Source organism: Bradyrhizobium sp. USDA 4461 (assembly GCF_054055655.1).
Genome location: NZ_JBSRXM010000001.1, coordinates 2,682,442 through 2,697,821, shown reverse-complemented (window position 1 = coordinate 2,697,821; position 15,380 = coordinate 2,682,442). Strand labels below are relative to the sequence as shown.

Sequence of the window (15,380 nt, the reverse complement as noted above, 5' to 3'; positions counted from 1 at the left end):
CCGCGAGCGAATCGGAGTACGCCGGGATATCCGGGCCGTGCATCCTTCGAGACGCGCGCAAGCGCGCGCTCCTCAGGATGACGGGACGTCTTTCACGATGTGACAAGAGGCATCCAACGCGTGCTTGCTACTTGGCCGTCGCGACGTATGCTTGATTCAAGCGTACGCGAGCCAGAACCAACGCCATGGGCATCTACGTCTACATGCTTCGCTGCGCCGACAACTGTCGGCAGTGCAACGGGCGACGATCTCACGCCGCGCATCGAACAGCACAATGCGGGTGCGTTCCCCGGCTACACCTACAATCGCCGGCCGGTGGTTCTCGTCTGGTCGGAGTATTTCGACCGTATCACCGACGGCATCGCTGCGGAGCGCCAGATCAAGGGCTGGAACCGGGCGAAGAAAGAAGCGCTGATCAAATCGGATTGGGACACAATCAGCCAACTGGCGCGTCGTCGCAGCGCAACTGCTTCCCCGTCATCCTGAGGAGGCCGCAGAGCGGCCGTCTCGAAGGATCGACGGCCACGCTCCCGCGGCGAGTGAATCGGAGTACGCCGGGATATCCGGGCCGTGCATCCTTCGAGACGCCGCGCGTTGCGCGGCTCCTCAGGATGACGGGCCGAGGGAGACGCAACAAGGCCTAGCCACGACTTATTGAGCAGGCACTTCCACTTTTCGGCGCCGCGGATTTCCGCTTTACTGCCGGCAACAGCCGGGCACTGATCCCTGCAGCACAATAAAATGGAGGGATCGCTTGGCATCGGTGGGATTGCGCGGCCTGGTCAAGCGGTTTGGATCGTTCGTCGCGGTTGATGACGTCTCGCTCAAGATTGATCACGGCCAGCTGGTCTGCCTGCTCGGGCCGTCCGGCTGCGGCAAGACCACGACGCTGCGGCTGATCGCGGGCTTCCTCGAACCATCGGACGGCGAGATCCGCGTCGGCGACCGCGTGGTGTCCTCGAAGGCCCGCACGCTGCCGCCCGAGCAGCGCAACATGTCGATGATCTTCCAGAGCTACGCGCTGTGGCCGCACATGACGGTGGCCGAGAACATCGTCTATGGTTTGCGACTGCGCAAACTGGATCGCGACAGCATCGCCAAGAAACTCGCCGCGATCCTGGCGACGACCAAGTTGGAACCGCTGGCGCAGCGCTATCCCGGCGAACTGTCCGGCGGCCAGCAGCAACGCGTCGCGCTGGCGCGTGCGCTGATCGTCGGCCCGGAGACGCTGCTGCTCGACGAGCCCCTGTCCAATCTCGACGCCAATCTGCGCGAGGAGATGCGGTTCGAAATCCGTCGCCTGCATGACCAATATCGCTACACCACCGTCTACGTCACCCACGACCAGTCCGAGGCGATGACGACGGCCGACCTGATCGCGGTGATGAATGCCGGCAAGATCGACCAGCTCGGCAGCCCCGAAGACATCTATGCGCGGCCGGAATCCGAATTCGTCGCGCGCTTCATCGGCGCCGCCAATGTGATCAGGGGTATCGCGCGCGACGCGACCCATGTCGAGTTCGCGGGTGCCGTGCTCGAGGTGGTCGGCGCAAAATTAACCGCTGGCCAGAGCGCGCCGATCGCGATCCGCCAGCATGAGATCCAGCTCTCGACGCGCCCGCCCGCCGCCGCGCCAAACACGCTCAAGGCCGTCGTGACACGCCAGGTCTATCTCGGCATGAACCGCGACACCATGGTGGAAACCGCTGACGGCACCTCGCTGCGGGTGACCACGCCGACGGAGACCGCCGTCGAGAAGGGCCGCGAGGTCTGGCTGACATTGCCTCCCGAGCGCTGCCGCGCGCTCAAGCGATAACAACAAGAAACGGGCGAGGCGATGCGCAGACCGCTTTCCACGCGCGATGTCCTAAAGGCTCTGCGGCACTTGCCGCCGGCACGGTGTTCGCCTCGCCGGCGCGTGCCGCCCAGGCCGAGGGCAATTACGTGACCGAAGAGAGCAAGACGCGCGATGCGCGGTTGTTTCGGGTGTGAGCCATGAGGTCGCGCCATACCCACCCTCGTCATTCCGGGGCGCGCGCAGCGCGAGCCCGGAATCCATTTCTGAGCTTGCGCCTGTGGCCCGATGGATTCCGGGCTCATCGCTTCGCGATGCCCCGGAATGACGGGGAGGGAGTCTTGACATGACGACCACCACCTCCCTATCCCCCAAACCCCGCATCGACTGGACACGTCCGGTGCTATGGCTGTTCGCCGCGGTGCTGATCCTCCTCATCCTGCTGCCGCTGTCCTGGCTCGCGGTATTCGCCTTCACCGACAAGAACCGGCATCCGACGCTTGCAAACTTCGTCACGCTGTTCAGCAATCCCGATTTCCTCGATCCGCTGCTGACCACCGCCGTCATCGCCACCGCCTCGGCGCTGATCTGCTGCATCGTCGCTGCGCCGCTGAGCTGGCTGGTGTCGCGCACCGACATGCCGGGCCGGCAGACCATCCGCGCGCTGGTGACGGCCTCGTTCGTGACGCCGCCGTTCCTCGGCGCGGTCGCCTGGGAATTGCTGGCGGCGCCGAATTCGGGGCTCCTGAACCAGCTCTACCGGCTGTTCGCCGGCGAAGACGCCGATGCGCTGTTCAACATCTACTCGATGACCGGGATCATCTTCGTGATCTCCTGCTACACCTTCCCGTTCGTATTCGTGCTGGTGGCCAATGCGCTCGACACCATGCCGGGCGAGCTGGAAGACGCCTCAGCGATCCTCGGCGGCAATGCCTGGACCACCGCGCGGCGGGTGACGATTCCGCTCGCGCTGCCTGCGCTGGTCGCAGGCGCACTGATCGCCTTCCTGCAGGCAATGACGCTGTTCGGCTCGCCCGCGATCCTGGCGCTGCCGGCCGGCTTCCACACCATGACCACCAAGATCTGGAGCCTGTTCCAGTATCCGCCGAAGCTCGAACTCGCGGCCGCCGCCGCGGTGCCGCTGCTGGTGCTGACCATCCTGCTGTTGCAGGGCCAGAAGGCGCTGCTCGGCCGCCGCGGCTATTCGGTGATCGGTGGCAAATATGGCGCGCCGCGACGCGTGGAACTGCGCGGCTGGCGCTGGGCCGCGCTCGGCTTCTGCCTGCTGGTGCTGCTCAATCCGGTCTTCCTGCCCTATCTCGCGCTGCTCAACGCCGCGTTCTCGCCGAACGCCACCACGCTGGTGACGCCGTCCACGGCGACGCTGCACAACATCGTCTTCGTGTTCACCGAACTGTCGTCGACCCAGCTCGCGCTGAAGAACACCGTCATTCTCGGCACCGCGACCGCGACCATGGGCACCATTCTTGCGCTGGTGATCGCCTATGTCACGACGCGCAGGGTGATCGCCGGCCACCGTGTGCTCGGCTTCCTCGCCACCGCGCCGGTCGCGGTGCCCGGCATCGTGCTCGGCGTCGGGCTGTTCCTGAGCTACACGCGACCGCCCTTCGTGCTCTACGGCACGCTGTGGATCCTGCTGCTGGCGTTCCTCACCATCAATCTGCCCTCGGCCTACCAGCAATTGCAGGCGGCATTCGCGACCATTCATCCCGAGCTCGAGGAAGCCAGCCGCATCCTCGGCGCGACGCGGCTGCAGGCGCTGCGCCAGATCACGGCGCCGCTGCTGCGCACCGGCGTGATCGCGACCTGGTGCTTCATCTTCATCGGCGTGATGCGGGAACTGTCGGCCGCGATCGTGCTGTTCACCTCGCAGACGAAGGTGCTGTCGGTCCTGATCTACGATCTCAACGAAGGCGGCGACCTCGCCGCGATCGCGGTGCTCGGCATCGCGATGCTGGTGATCACCTTCGCCGTGGTGCTGGCGGTGAACCGGATCCCGATGTCCGGCGGCAATGCGGGTGCTAAGCTGCCGAACGGGTAGTTCGATCCATCCACATCGTCATTGCGAGGAGCGAAGCGACGAAGCAATCCATCTATCCATTCGGGGAAGGATGGATTGCTTCGCTCCGCTCGCAATGACGGGGATGGAGCGCAGCAACCCAATGAGCCCCAACCATCTGGCAATCGCCACATTCATCCCGATATAGTGCGGAACCCCGCATTATGAGGATCGAGTGACCAAATCCGCCACCACGACACCGCCCCCCGTCGCGCCGCGCCGGCCGCATTCCTTCACCACCCACGGCATCACGGTGACCGACGACTACGCGTGGATCAAGGATCCGAAGTGGCAGGAGGTGCTGCGCGATCCCTCGATCCTCGATCCCGATATCCGGAATTATCTCGAAGCCGAGAACGGCTACACCGACAGCCTGCTCGGCCATACCGACGCGTTGCAGAAGCGACTGGTCAAGGAGATGCGCGGGCGGATCAAGGAGGATGATTCCAGCGTTCCGTCGCCGGACGGCCCGTTCGCCTATTTCAGGAAATTCCGCGAGGGCGGTCAGCACGAGCTGTACTGCCGCACGCCGCGCGACGGCGGCGAGGCGCATGTCGTGCTCGACGGCGACGCGCTGGCAAAGGACCACAAATACTTCAAGTTCGGCGGCAGCCGGCATTCCAACGACCACCGGCTGCATGCCTGGAGTGCCGACACCAAGGGCTCCGAGTATTTCTCGATCCGCGTGCGCGACTGGGCCACCGGCGGCGATCTCGACGACCTCGTCGAGGAGACCGACGGCGGCGTGGTCTGGGCCTCAGATTCCAAGAGCTTCTTCTACGTCAAGCTCGACGACAATCACCGGCCGATGCAGGTGTGGCGCCACAGGCTCGGCACCAGGCAGGCCGACGACACCCTGATCTATGAGGAGCAGGATCCCGGCTGGTTCACCCATCTGCACGAGAGCGCCAGCGGCCGCTTCTGCGTGATCGCCGGCGGTGATCACGAAACCTCGGAGCAGCGGCTGATCGACCTTTCCAATCCCGACGCACCGCCGCGCCTGGTCGCGGCGCGCGAGGACGGTGTGCAATATTCGATCGCCGACCGCGGCGACGAGCTGTTCATCCTGACCAATGCCGACGACGCCATCGACTTCAAGGTCGTCACCGCGCCGCTCGCCACGCCCGAGCGCGCCAACTGGCGCGACCTGATCCCTTATCGAGAAGGTGTTTATGTGCTCGACGTCGAGCTCTATGCCGGCCACATGGTGCGGCTGGAGCGCGCCAACGCGCTGCCGGCGATCATCATCCGCGACCTCAGGACGGGCGAGGAGCACGCCATCGCCTTCGACGAGGCGGCCTATTCGCTCGACACCATGGGCGGCTACGAGTTCGACACCACCAATCTGCGCTTTGCCTATTCGTCGATGACGACGCCGTCGGAGGTCTACGACTACGACATGGCGACGCGGACACGGGTGTTGCGCAAGCGCCAGGAGATTCCGTCCGGCCACAACCCGGCGGATTATGTCACCACGCGCATCATGGCGACCTCGCATGACGGCGCGCAGGTGCCGGTCTCGATCCTGCATCGCAAGGATTTCGTGCGCGACGGCAAGGCGCCGCTGCTGCTCTATGGCTACGGCTCCTACGGCATGGCGATGCCGGCGTCGTTTGCGGCGAACCGGCTGTCGCTGGTCGACCGCGGCTTCGTCTATGCGATCGCGCATATCCGCGGCGGCGCCGACAAGGGCTGGGGCTGGTATCTCGACGGCAAGCGCGAGAAGAAGACCAATACGTTCGACGATTTCGCCGCCGCCGGGCGGGCGCTGATCGCGGCGAAGTACACCGGCGAGAAACGCATCGTCGGCCATGGCGGCTCGGCGGGCGGCATGCTGATGGGCGCGGTCGCCAACCGCGCCGGCGAACTGTTTGCCGGTATCGTCGCCGAGGTGCCGTTCGTCGACGTGCTCAACACCATGCTCGACGACACGCTGCCGCTGACGCCGCCGGAATGGCCGGAATGGGGCAACCCGATCGAGAGCGAGACGGATTTCCGCACCATCCTGTCCTATTCGCCCTACGACAATGTCGCAGCGAAGGATTATCCGGCGATCCTGGCGATGGGCGGGCTCACCGACCCGCGCGTGACCTATTGGGAGCCGGCGAAATGGATCGCGCGGCTGCGCGCCACCATGCGCGGCGGCGGCCCGGTCTTGCTGCGCACCAACATGGGCGCCGGCCACGGCGGCGCCTCCGGCCGCTTCAACCGGCTCGACGAGGTCGCGATCGTCTACGCGTTCGCACTGTGGGCGGTGGGAATGGCTGAGAGGGCGGAGGTGTAACAAAGGTCCCTCCCATCGTCGTCCTGGCGAAGGCCAGGACCCATAACCACAGGGAGGAGTTTGGTGAAGACCGCCTGTTGCGTGCTGTGGTACCGCGACCTCCGCGCTCGATAGATCACGCGGTATGGGTCCCGGCCTTCGCCGGGACGACGGCGGAGGGTGCGGCGGCGTCTACCGTCCCTTCGCCTTCCGCCACGCCGCAAAATCCGTCAGCGTCTGCTCGTCGGTCGCGGGATAAAGACCGAAGATGCCGCGGCCGTTCTGGACCTGCTCGGTGACGAAATCCTCGAACGCGGTCATCTCGAAGGTCTCGGCCGCGATCTCGTCGGCGAGATGCGCCGGAATCACGATGACGCCGTCGCTGTCGCCGAGGATCACGTCGCCGGGAAACACCGGCGCGTCGCCGCAGCCGATCGGCACGTTGATCTCGATCGCCTGGTGCAGGGTCAGATTGGTCGGCGCGCTCGGGCGGTGATGAAACGCGGGGAAGCCGAGCCGCGCGATCTCGGCCGAATCGCGGAAGCCGCCATCGGTGACGACACCGGCACAGCCGCGCTTCATCAGCCGCGTCACCAGGATCGCGCCGGCAGAGGCTGCGCGCGCATCCTTGCGGCTGTCCATGACAAGCACCGCGCCCGGCGGGCAGTCTTCGATCGCCTTGCGCTGCGGATGCGCGCGGTCGCGGAACACCTCGATCGTATTGAGGTCTTCGCGCGCCGGCATGTAGCGCAGCGTGAAGGCCTCGCCGACCATGGTCGGCTGATCCGGACCGAGAGGGTGAACATCCTGGATCATCTGGATGCGCAAGCCGCGCTTGAACAGCGCGGTCGCGACGGTGGCGGTGGAGACGGATTTCAGCCTGTTGCGGGTGGCGTCGCTGAGTTTTGGCATGGGTGCTCCTTCGTCATTCCGGGGCGCGCGCAGCGCGAGCCCGGAATCCATCGAGCCGCATGCGCCGTGGAGAAATGGGTTCCGGGTTCATGCTTCGCATGCCCCGGAACGACGGTTCAGTAGATCGACGGCTCGCCGACCGGCTTGCCGAACCCGGTCTCGAGGAAATCGAAGTCGCAGCCCTCATTGGCCTGCTTGATGTGCTTGGAGAACATCCAGCCATAGCCGCGCTCGAAGCGCTTCTCCGGCTGCTTCCATTCGGCGCGGCGCCTGGCGAGTTCCGCCTCGGGCACATCGAGATTGATGATGCGGGCAGCGACGTCGAGCGTGATGCGGTCGCCGTTCTTCACCAGCGCGAGCGGGCCGCCGATATAGGATTCCGGCGAGACGTGCAGGATGCAGGCGCCATAGCTGGTGCCGCTCATCCGCGCATCCGACAGCCGCACCATGTCGCGCACGCCCTGCTTCACGAGCTTGGTCGGGATCGGCAGCATGCCCCATTCCGGCATCCCCGGGCCGCCCTGCGGCCCGGCATTGCGCAGGATCAGGACATGATCGGCCGTGACGTCGAGATCGGGATCGTCGACCGCCTGCTTCATCGACGGATAATCGTCGAACACCAGCGCCGGCCCGGTATGCTTGAGGAAGCGCGGATCGCAGGCGGACGGCTTGATGACGCAACCGTCGGGCGCGAGATTGCCCTTCAGCACCGCGAGCGCACCCTCCTTGTAGATCGGGTTCTCGACCGTCCGGATCACGTCGTCATTGTGGACCTCGGCGCCGTCGATGTTCTCGCCGAGCGTCTTGCCTGTGACGGTCATGCAATCGAGATGCAGATGCGGCTTGATCCGGTTCATCAGGCCGGGCAGTCCGCCGGCGTAGAAGAAATCCTCCATCAGATAGTGGTCGCCGCTCGGCCGCACATTGGCGATCACCGGCACCTTGCGGCTCGCGATCTCGAAATCATCGAGCGAGATGTCCTGGCCGGCGCGGCGCGCCTGCGCAATGAGGTGAATGATGGCGTTGGTCGAGCAGCCCATCGCCATCGCGACCGCGATCGCGTTCTCGAAGGCTTTGCGGCTCTGGACCTTCTGCGGGGTGAGATCCTCCCACACCATCTCGACGATGCGGCGGCCGGCCTCGGAGCTCATGCGGATGTGGTTGGCGTCGGCGGCGGGGATCGACGAAGCACCCGGCAGCGTCATGCCGATGGCTTCGGCGATCGCGGTCATGGTCGAGGCCGTGCCCATGGTCATGCAGGTGCCGTAGCTGCGGGCGATGCCGGCCTCCATGTCGACCCAGTCCTTGTCGGAGATCTTCCCCGCACGCCGCTCGTCCCAGTACTTCCAGGCATCCGAGCCGGAGCCGAGCGTCTTGCCCTTCCAGTTGCCGCGCAACATCGGCCCCGCCGGCAGATAGATCGCCGGCAGGTTCATGCTGGTAGCGCCGAGCAAGAGCCCTGGCGTGGTCTTGTCGCAGCCGCCCATCAGCACCACGCCGTCGACCGGATGGCCGCGCAGCAGCTCCTCGGCATCCATCGCCAGCATGTTGCGGTAGAGCATCGTGGTCGGCTTCAACAGCGATTCCGACAGCGACAGCGCCGGCAGCTCCAGCGGAAAGCCGCCGGCCATCAGCACGCCACGCTTGACGTCGTCGACCCGGCTCTTGAAGTGCATGTGGCAGGGCTGCGCGTCCGACCAGGTGTTGATGATCGCGATCACCGGCCGGTCGCGCCATTCCTCCGGCGCGTAGCCCATCTGCATCGCGCGCGAACGATGCCCGAAGGCTCTGAGATCGTCGGGCGCAAACCAGCGTGCGCTGCGCAATTGATCCGGGGTCTTGTTCTGTTTCGTCATCGCCATGTCTCGATGCCATGTGTCTCGACTGTGCTCGCGCGCGGTCACGGCGCGCGTAGGCCCTGCGCCACGCATATACAGGATTTCCGGAGGTGTCGTCCCGCGCCAGGCGCAGACGTGCCGTTCGCCGAACGTGCGCTGCACAAACTCGGCGATATGACAATCAGGGCAAAACCGGCTTGGGCTTACTTCTGCTGCGCCGTCATCACGATGCGAACCAGATCGGCGGCGTTGCGCGCACCGAGCTTCTTCATGATGTTGGCGCGGTGATCTTCGATCGTGCGCGGGCTGATGCCGAGATGGCGTCCCGCCTCCTTGTTGGAGGCGCCGGCGGTGAATTGCTCGAGCACCTCGCGCTCGCGGCGGGTCAGCGGCTCGCGGCCCGGGAAGTGCAGCGCGGCGATGCGCGAGGCCGAGGTCTCGGCCTGCCGCCTGGTGTAGGCGTCGATCGCCTCATTCAAGCGGCTGACGATCTCATTGCCGCGGAACGGCTTCTCGATGAAATCGAGCGCGCCGTTCTTGATGGCGCTGACCGCCATCTGAATGTCGCCCTGACCGGAGATCATGAAGATCGGCGCCGGGTAGTCCTCGCCGTGCAGCTCCCGCAGGATATCGAGGCCGGATTTGCCGGGAATGTGGACGTCGAGCAGGATGCAGGCCGGGGTCCGGCTGCGCGCCACCGCGAGCAGCGCTGCACCGTCCGCAAAGCAGATCACCTTGTAGCCGGCGGTCGACAGGACCACGGAAAGCGTCTCGCGGACGGCGGGATCGTCGTCGACTACAAAGATTTCCCCGCGAGGAGCGCCATTCTCAACCATATGCATCGTCCATCAGTGGTGAAGCGTGCTGCCAGTCTGCACAAGACCTAACTCGACCATCTCGATCAATGGACCCGTATTTGTACGGGACGTCCGCTTAACGCACAAGTAGCACCGCGTTCCCTAAAACCGGGGGCAGTGGAGAAACATGCATGGAAAATGCAGCGGTGGACGGCGTTGCAATGTGCCTGGACGAGGGCAGTGATCCCTACAATCTGATCGTGACCGAGCTGGTCGCGCTGATCGGCCACGTCCAGGCGAGCCTGCGGCTGATCGAAGCCGCGATGGCGCGCGAGGCCCTGCTGGCCGAGCAGGACGGTGCTGCCGATATCGTCGTCCTTGACGACGTCACCCCGCGCTATGTCGCAGCCTCGACCGCCCTAAAGGCCAGCGGCACCGGCCTTGGCGCGGCACTCGACCGGCTGCGCGATTCAGGCGTGCCGAGACGCCTCCTGAACTGATGCCGGGCCGGCCAGCGCCGCTTCGTGGCATCGCGTAAAGTCGTCCCCAAGCCCGGATCATGTCTTCTTGAGGGTCAGGCCTTGAGCGTCAGGCTCTGGCCCGCTCTTCGTCGGCGGCCGAGCGCCGCTTGCTCGGCTTGCCCTTGAGGAAGCTGATGTCCATCTCGGTGCCGTTGACGCGGACCAGCTCGCAGCGGCGATAGGCAAGCCCGGTCGAGGACAGCAGCAGGAAGAACTCCTTCAGATTGAGCCCCTGAATGGAACCCTCGACCGTCAGCGACGCGTCGTTGTCGGAGATGGCGTTGAGCTGGCAATCGCGCCGCCAGGTTCCGTCGATGGCCATGATGCAGACATCGACGCCCCGGCTGAAGGTGACCCGCTCAACGGATTTGCCGTCCTCGGTCATCGCTCAATATCCGACCGCCATGGCCGGCCTCGGCATCGCAAGCGCCGGGCGCACGCCGCTCGGGCGGTACAGGCCACGGCGCTCGGGTATCGGCTTGAACGTGTCGGTGAGACCGACCACGGTTTCGGCGGCGCCGAGCACCAGGAAGCCGTCGGCCTCCATCTGCCGGGCAAGGCGGTTGAAGATGTTGATCTTGGTGTCCTGGTCGAAATAGATCAGCACGTTGCGGCAGAAGATCACGTCGAAGGTGCCGAGCTGGGAGAAATCGTGCAGCAGATTGAGCTGACGATGCTGCACCATCGAGCGCAACTCCGCATTGATCTGCCAGAGCTCACCCGACTGCTTGAAGTATTTGACCAGCAGCTGGATCGGCAACCCGCGCTGCACCTCGAACTGGCTGTAGATGCCGGCCTTCGATTTCTCCAGCACCTCCTGCGACAGATCGGTCGCGATGATCTCGACCCGCCAGCCCGCGAGCGCGGCGCCCATCTCCTTCAGGCACATCGCAAGCGAATAGGGCTCCTGGCCGGTCGAACCGGCGGCGCACCAGATCCGGACGCTGCGGCGCGCGGCGCGCGCCTTCAGCACGTCGGGCATGATGGTGTCGCGGAAATGGTCGAACGGCACCTTGTCGCGGAAGAAGAAGGTCTCGTTGGTGGTCATGGCTTCGACCACCTGGACGGTGTGGGTGGACGAGCCGGCCCGGATCTTGGCGACCAGGTCGGGGATGCCGGACAGGCCGCTCTTGCGCGCCAGCGGCAACAGGCGGCTCTCGATCAGATACTGCTTGTCCGCAGACAGATCGAGACCGGAATGGTCTTTCAGGAGCTTACGCAGATACTCGTAGTCGGGGGGCGTCACGGGAGCCTCGCAAGGGCAAAGAGTGAAACTGGGTGTCAGGCTTCGGCCGACGCATCGAGCGCCAGCAGACCCACTTCCTGGAATTTCGCGATCACGATGTCCTTGTCGAACGGCTTCATGATGTACTCATTGGCGCCGGCATGCAGCGCGCGCGAGATATGGTCGATGCCGTTCTCGGTGGTGCAGAACACCACTTTCGGTGCGTCACCGCCGGGCATGCGGCGGAGCTGCACGAGGAATTCGAAGCCGTCCATCACCGGCATGTTCCAGTCGAGCAGCACGGCGTCCGGCAGGGCGCGCTTGCAGGCCTCGAGCGCGACCGCGCCGTCCTCGGCCTCGATGACGGTGAACTCCATTCCTTCGAGGATGCGGCGCGCGATCTTTCGCACCACACCGGAATCGTCGACGACAAGACATGTCTTCATGGGTTGGCCTCCTTTGTAGAATCCGCCGTCTGTGCGGCGGAGCGTTACGCTGCAGCAGCTGTTTTGGGCACCAGTTCGAGCACGCGATCGACATCGAGGACGACCATGAGCTGGCCGTCGAGGCGGTGGACGCCGCCGGCGAGCTTGGCCATGCGGGGATCGAGGTTGACCGGATTGTCCTCGCGGCCGTCATCGGGCAGCCGCAGCACCTCGCCGATCTGGTCGATCAGCAGGCCATAGGATTCGCCGCGCTGGTCGACGCCGACCGCCATCGGCGGCTGGCCGTCATCGGCCTTCGGCAGCCCGAGCCGGGCGCGCATGTCGACCACGGTGACGATGCGGCCGCGCAGGTTGAGCACGCCGGCGATCTCGCTGGACGACAGCGGCACCCGCGTCAGCCGCTCCGGCATGAACACGTCCTGGACGCGCGAGATCGGCAGTCCGAACAGCTGGCCGCCGATGACGGCGGTGACGTATTCGGCGACCGCGCCTTCAGTTGTCTCGGTCTTGCTGGTCATTGGTGTGTTTCCCTCAAGCGGCCCGCCGCATCTCGGCGGTCTGCTCTTTCAGCGCCGCGATCAGCCCGGGACGGTCGAATTTTGCCACGTAGTCGTGGAAGCCGGCCTGCCGGCCGCGCTCGATCGCCGCCGGAGACACCATCGCCGACAGCGCGATGATCGGCAGCTGGTTCAGATTGTGGTCAGATCGGATGTTCTCGGCGAACTCAAAACCGTTCATCTCGGGCATCTCGATATCGGTCAGCACGACGTCGAACGCCTGCCCCGAGCGCAGCGCGGCAAGGCCCTCCTGGGCATTCGGCGCGGTCCTGACCTTGTAGCCGGCGGCCTTCAAGACCGGCGCCAGCATGTTGCGGAAGAACGCCGAGTCGTCGACCAGCAGCACCGACTGTGCCGAGGCCGACGGGCGCATCTCCTTGCGCGAGAACCAGTCGGCGAACGCCATCGGCAGGAAGTGGCCGACGTCGATTACCTCGGTGGCCTGGCCCTTGATCACGGCCGAGCCCAGAATGCCGTCCTGGGAGCCGGCGACCTCGATATTGAGCCGCTCCTCGACGATGTCGATGATCTCGTCGACCACGAGCCCCATCGAGCGGCCGTCATCGGCGAACACCAGGATCGGCTGCGCGCCCTGGCTCTGCACCTCGACCCCGGCCATCTGCACCAGCGGCATCAGCTGCTCGCGGTACTGCACCATGTAGCGGCCGTTGCTGAGCTCGATCTTGTCGGTTGCGATCTCCTCCAGCCGCGTGACGAGGCCGAGCGGCACCGCCTTGGGCTGCGAGGAGCCGGCGCGGAACACCAGCAGCGAAGTCAGCTGCTCGCCGCTTGCGGCGTGGGCATTGGCGCTGTCGTCGGCCATGTCATGGGCCGAGGAACCGGAGGCGCCCAAGGCCTTGGCAATTCCGTTGGGGTCGATGATCATGATCACGGCGCCATCGCCCAAAATGGTGTTGCCGGAGAACATGTCGATGTGCCGCAGTTTGGTGGACATCGGCTTGACCACGATCTCCTCGGTGTGGAACACGCCGTCGACCACGATGCCGAAGGTCTGGCTGCCGACTTGCGTGACCACGATGAAGCCGTTCTCGGCATCTGACGTGGTGGCGCCGTCGTCGATCTTCAGCAGCTTCTTGAGATGGATCAGCGGCAAGAGCTTGTTGCGCAGCCGCAGGACCGCGGTGTCCTTGATCCGCTCGATGCGGTGCTCGGAGTTGGCGCGGGCCCGCACCAGCTCGACCACGGAGAGCTGCGGGATCGCAAAACGGTCGCCGCCGGCTTCGACGATCAGCGCGGAGACGATCGCCAAGGTCAGCGGGATCTTGATGGTAACACTGGCGCCCTCGCCGGCCACGCTCTTGATGTCGATGGTGCCGCCGATCTGGTCGATATTGGTGCGCACCACGTCCATGCCGACGCCGCGGCCGGACACCGAGGTCACCTGCGCCGCGGTCGAGAAGCCCGGCGCGAAGATGAACTTGTGGATCTGGGCTTCGGTCATCTTCTCGAGCTCGGCCTCGGTGACGAGGCCGTTCTGGAGCGCCTTGGCCTTGATCCGCTCGGTGTTGAGCCCTCTGCCATTGTCGGCGATGCAGATGATGATGTGGCCGCCTTCGTGATAGGCGGAGAGGCGAATGGTGCCCTGCTCCGGCTTGCCGGCGGCGAGGCGCTCGGCGGTGGTCTCCAGGCCGTGGTCGGCGGAGTTGCGCACCATGTGCGTCAAGGGATCCTTGATCAGGTCGAGCACCTGGCGGTCGAGCTCGGTGTCGGCGCCGTGCATCTCCAGCTCGATCTGCTTGCCGAGTTCGCCGGAGAGATCGCGGACGATGCGCGGCAGCTTCTGCCAGGCATTGCCGATCGGCTGCATCCGCGTCTTCATGACGCCCTCCTGCAGCTCGGCGGTGACGTTGGAGAGCCGCTGCAGCGGCACCTTGAACTCGGTGTCCTCGTTGCGCCTGCTAATCTCCAGCAGCTGGTTGCGGGTCAAGACCAGCTCGGAGACCATGGTCATCAGGTGTTCGAGGGTGTCGACATTGACCCGGATCGACTGGTTGGCGATCTTGTCGCCTTCCTGGACGTCGGTCTCGGCGGCCGCCTTGCGGGCCGGCTTCTTGGCGGCCTCGGCCGGCTCGGCGGCGGGTGCGGCGGCCACCGGCTTGGCGGCCGGCGCCGGTGCCGGTACGGGCGCAGTCACTTCGGTCTCGGTCTCGCGGAAGGCGCGCTCGAGCTCGTCGAGCGAGACCTCGCCCGGACGCAAGGGGCGCTCCAGCGTCTGCACCACCAGCGTGCCTTCGGCCATCGCCGCCTGCACCGACGGGGCGTCGACCACCGGCACGTCTTCTTCGGCGACATCAGCAGCCGCCATTGCGGCCATGCCGCGCTCGACCATGGCCTCGAGCTGATCGATCAAATCGCGGTCGTTGCCCTCAGGCTCGGCTTCGGTTGCCTCGAGCCCGGCCAGAATCTCCTTGATGCGGTCGATCGAGGACAGGATCAGCGTCACGGCTTCGGCCTTCACCGGCATGCCGTCGCGGAATTTGCCCATCAAGGTCTCGCCGGCATGCGCCAGCGCTTCCAGCCGCGGCAGTCCGAGGAAGCCGCAGGTCCCCTTGATGGTGTGCACAAGGCGGAAGATATTATCCAGGATCTTCGCGTTGTTCGGATCCTGCTCGAACTGCACCAGCTGGTTGTCGACCGTATCCAGGCTCTCGCTGCTCTCCGTCAGGAACTCGCGCAACAGATCGTCCATGAATAGGTCCCCTCAAGGTGCTACGGAACGCTCGCCTCGCATCGATAACTTGGCCGGCTTCACAGCGACGTTAATTTTGCCGTCCGTGCAAATACGGACGATGAAGCGCTTCAAGCGACGATGCACATCACGACCAATCTCACCGGACAGGCCCTTACCACCCCGACGGGAAAGAGCCCGTTCCACCGGTCATCGCAATTTGAATCAAATGGAATCACGGTCCCGCTAAGCCGAGC

12 protein-coding genes and 1 pseudogene are annotated in these 15,380 nt (G+C 65.2%); 5 read left to right on the top strand and 8 right to left on the bottom strand.

Features of this window, described 5'->3' with window-relative positions:
* Nucleotides 1-185 precede the first annotated feature (185 nt).
* From ACVINW_RS12610 to ACVINW_RS12595, 4 genes and pseudogenes are all read left to right on the top strand, one after another.
* Nucleotides 186-486: pseudogene (locus tag ACVINW_RS12610) on the top strand (GIY-YIG nuclease family protein).
* Between the two features lie 277 nt (nucleotides 487-763).
* Nucleotides 764-1,816, top strand: a complete 1,053-nt coding sequence (locus ACVINW_RS12605; protein WP_456756382.1) for an ABC transporter ATP-binding protein — start codon at nucleotides 764-766, stop codon at nucleotides 1,814-1,816.
* A gap of 325 nt (nucleotides 1,817-2,141) precedes the next feature.
* Nucleotides 2,142-3,857, top strand: coding sequence for an ABC transporter permease (locus tag ACVINW_RS12600; RefSeq protein ID WP_456751584.1), 1,716 nt, complete (start codon nucleotides 2,142-2,144; stop codon nucleotides 3,855-3,857).
* 193 nt (nucleotides 3,858-4,050) lie between these two features.
* Nucleotides 4,051-6,159, top strand: a complete 2,109-nt coding sequence (locus tag ACVINW_RS12595) for a S9 family peptidase (protein ID WP_456751583.1) — start codon at nucleotides 4,051-4,053, stop codon at nucleotides 6,157-6,159.
* Between the two features lie 171 nt (nucleotides 6,160-6,330).
* On the opposite strand, the gene ACVINW_RS12590 is transcribed toward ACVINW_RS12595, so the two are convergent.
* The 3 genes from ACVINW_RS12590 to ACVINW_RS12580 form a co-directional block, all read right to left on the bottom strand.
* Nucleotides 6,331-7,050, bottom strand: a complete 720-nt coding sequence (locus ACVINW_RS12590) for a ribonuclease activity regulator RraA (protein WP_456751582.1) — start codon at nucleotides 7,048-7,050, stop codon at nucleotides 6,331-6,333.
* Between the two features lie 116 nt (nucleotides 7,051-7,166).
* Entirely contained in the window at nucleotides 7,167-8,906 is a 1,740-nt protein-coding gene (araD, locus tag ACVINW_RS12585) for an L-arabinonate dehydratase (protein WP_456751581.1), read from the bottom strand.
* A gap of 185 nt (nucleotides 8,907-9,091) precedes the next feature.
* Complete coding sequence (locus tag ACVINW_RS12580) at nucleotides 9,092-9,724, bottom strand: response regulator transcription factor (RefSeq protein WP_456751580.1); 633 nt, start codon at nucleotides 9,722-9,724, stop codon at nucleotides 9,092-9,094.
* A gap of 152 nt (nucleotides 9,725-9,876) precedes the next feature.
* On the opposite strand from ACVINW_RS12580, the gene ACVINW_RS12575 reads away from it, so the two are divergent.
* Entirely contained in the window at nucleotides 9,877-10,185 is a 309-nt protein-coding gene (locus ACVINW_RS12575; RefSeq protein ID WP_456751579.1) for a hypothetical protein, read from the top strand.
* A gap of 88 nt (nucleotides 10,186-10,273) precedes the next feature.
* Here ACVINW_RS12575 and ACVINW_RS12570 read toward each other — a convergent pair whose 3' ends face one another.
* From ACVINW_RS12570 to ACVINW_RS12550, 5 genes are read right to left on the bottom strand one after another with little or no spacing between them, the layout of a single operon-like run.
* Nucleotides 10,274-10,591, bottom strand: a complete 318-nt coding sequence (locus tag ACVINW_RS12570) for a PilZ domain-containing protein (RefSeq protein WP_212023244.1) — start codon at nucleotides 10,589-10,591, stop codon at nucleotides 10,274-10,276.
* Between the two features lie 3 nt (nucleotides 10,592-10,594).
* Entirely contained in the window at nucleotides 10,595-11,452 is an 858-nt protein-coding gene (locus ACVINW_RS12565; RefSeq protein ID WP_456751578.1) for a CheR family methyltransferase, read from the bottom strand.
* Between the two features lie 35 nt (nucleotides 11,453-11,487).
* Nucleotides 11,488-11,877, bottom strand: a complete 390-nt coding sequence (locus ACVINW_RS12560) for a response regulator (protein ID WP_456751577.1) — start codon at nucleotides 11,875-11,877, stop codon at nucleotides 11,488-11,490.
* A 44-nt stretch (nucleotides 11,878-11,921) separates the two neighbouring features.
* Nucleotides 11,922-12,395, bottom strand: a complete 474-nt coding sequence (locus ACVINW_RS12555; protein WP_456751576.1) for a chemotaxis protein CheW — start codon at nucleotides 12,393-12,395, stop codon at nucleotides 11,922-11,924.
* Between the two features lie 13 nt (nucleotides 12,396-12,408).
* On the bottom strand, nucleotides 12,409-15,144 hold the full coding sequence (locus ACVINW_RS12550) for a hybrid sensor histidine kinase/response regulator (protein WP_456751575.1): 2,736 nt from the start codon (nucleotides 15,142-15,144) through the stop codon (nucleotides 12,409-12,411).
* Between the last annotated feature and the right edge of the window lie 236 nt (nucleotides 15,145-15,380).

Bases quoted from the DNA above. Each gene is read 5' to 3' on its own strand.
- ACVINW_RS12600 (WP_456751584.1), top strand. From the start codon at position 2,142: ATGACGACCACCACCTCCCTATCCCCCAAACCCCGCATCGACTGGACA.
- ACVINW_RS12590 (WP_456751582.1), bottom strand. From the start codon at position 7,050: ATGCCAAAACTCAGCGACGCCACCCGCAACAGGCTGAAATCCGTCTCC.
- araD (WP_456751581.1), bottom strand. From the start codon at position 8,906: ATGACGAAACAGAACAAGACCCCGGATCAATTGCGCAGCGCACGCTGG.
- ACVINW_RS12580 (WP_456751580.1), bottom strand. From the start codon at position 9,724: ATGGTTGAGAATGGCGCTCCTCGCGGGGAAATCTTTGTAGTCGACGAC.
- ACVINW_RS12575 (WP_456751579.1), top strand. From the start codon at position 9,877: ATGGAAAATGCAGCGGTGGACGGCGTTGCAATGTGCCTGGACGAGGGC.
- ACVINW_RS12570 (WP_212023244.1), bottom strand. From the start codon at position 10,591: ATGACCGAGGACGGCAAATCCGTTGAGCGGGTCACCTTCAGCCGGGGC.
- ACVINW_RS12560 (WP_456751577.1), bottom strand. From the start codon at position 11,877: ATGAAGACATGTCTTGTCGTCGACGATTCCGGTGTGGTGCGAAAGATC.
- ACVINW_RS12555 (WP_456751576.1), bottom strand. From the start codon at position 12,395: ATGACCAGCAAGACCGAGACAACTGAAGGCGCGGTCGCCGAATACGTC.
- ACVINW_RS12550 (WP_456751575.1), bottom strand. From the start codon at position 15,144: ATGGACGATCTGTTGCGCGAGTTCCTGACGGAGAGCAGCGAGAGCCTG.